General features: G+C 50.0%; 1 pseudogene. It reads left to right on the forward strand.

The features are described 5' to 3' along the window. Positions 1-79 precede the first annotated feature (79 nt). Positions 80-188: pseudogene (locus tag IAE27_RS29440) on the forward strand (IS1 family transposase); the annotation flags it as partial. Between the last annotated feature and the right edge of the window lie 72 nt (positions 189-260).

The following is a 260-nucleotide window of genomic DNA, read 5'->3' on the forward strand; positions in this document are numbered from 1 at the left end:
AACAATTTTATCAGTTAGCTGCCTGAAAAATCAGCAGGATACATTTTGCTGACATGCATACGCTAATGCGACAGAGCCCGTTGGCCTCAACACGATTTTACGGCACTTAAAAACTCCGGCCGCAGTCGGTAACCTCGCGCATACAACCGGACAGTGACGTCATTGTCTGCGCGGAAATGGACGAACACTAGGGCTACGTCGGGGCCAACTCTGATGTAGCCCCCTGAAACACCAGACAGTAGCTGTATCTCCAGATAAGA

The organism is Klebsiella sp. S69, from assembly GCF_016516145.1.
Classification (GTDB): Bacteria; Pseudomonadota; Gammaproteobacteria; order Enterobacterales; family Enterobacteriaceae; genus Klebsiella; species Klebsiella oxytoca.